Origin of the sequence: Acinetobacter lwoffii (assembly GCF_022809915.1) — a bacterium.
Taxonomy (GTDB): Bacteria; Pseudomonadota; Gammaproteobacteria; order Pseudomonadales; family Moraxellaceae; genus Acinetobacter; species Acinetobacter lwoffii_M.
On record NZ_JALGQY010000087.1, the window covers coordinates 1 to 951 of the forward strand.

The window sequence follows — 951 nt, forward strand, 5'->3', positions numbered from 1 at the left end:
TAGACTTCCGTCATAAATCAAAAAACGTACAATTTATTTGATCTTAAAGTAATCAGCAAAATTATTTAATTCAAGGGATAATCCTTGGATGAAATTCAAAGATATTCAAAAATTATCAGACGTTAAGTTTCGTAGGCTTACCGGTGTTAGTTGGGCTACATTTAACCTCATGTTGGCCGAGCTAAATAAGCAGTTACCTTATCATATTGGTAAAGGACGACCGCATAAATTACCGTTGGAAGATCGTTTGCTCTTATGTATAGAATATTGGAGAGAATATCGAACATTTTTCCATCTTGGTATGAGTTACGGTGTATCTGAAACGAGTGCAATTCGTATCACACGTGTTATTGAAGATACCTTAATCCGTTCTGGAAAATTTAACTTGCCAAAACAACTTCCTAATCGAGATGAAGTGGATTGGGAAGTTGTTGTGATTGATGCAACTGAAATATTAGTTCAACGTCCAAAAAAAACAGAAGAAATGGTATAGCGGTAAAAAAAAGCGACATACTTTTAAATTTCAGCTATCTATGCACTATACAACAGGTGAAATACTGAGTGTCTGTGGAAGTCATGGAAGCATGCATGATTTTAAAATATTTAAAAAAAGCATGAGGAAATTAAAATTTAAGCCCTTTTTTATCGTTGATAAGGGGTATTTAGGGATAAAGAAATTGGGTTTTGGATGCCTCATGCCATCTAAAGCAAAGAAAACTGAAAAACTAGATTCTGAATTAAAAAAGTTAAATAAAGAGATTGGTCGTAGACGAATTCAAGTAGAGCATGTATTTGGAAGGATGAAATGTTTTAAGATTTTATCTTGTGTATATAGAAATCGTCGTAAACGATTAAACCTGCGGTTTAATTTACTTGCTGGCATATACAATTTAGATTGGGTGAAAGATAAACAATTAAATTGGTTAAAAAATGATTTATGAAGGAAGTCTA

Annotated in this window: 1 protein-coding gene and 1 pseudogene; both read left to right on the forward strand. The window is 32.6% G+C overall.

Going from position 1 to position 951, the window contains the following annotated elements; translation table 11 throughout:
• Positions 1-88: 88 nt before the first annotated feature.
• On the forward strand, positions 89-493 hold the full coding sequence (locus MTX11_RS16520; RefSeq protein WP_180056209.1) for a transposase family protein: 405 nt from the start codon (positions 89-91) through the stop codon (positions 491-493).
• 37 nt (positions 494-530) lie between these two features.
• Positions 531-941, forward strand: a pseudogene (locus MTX11_RS16525) (transposase family protein); the annotation flags it as partial.
• Positions 942-951 lie beyond the last annotated feature (10 nt).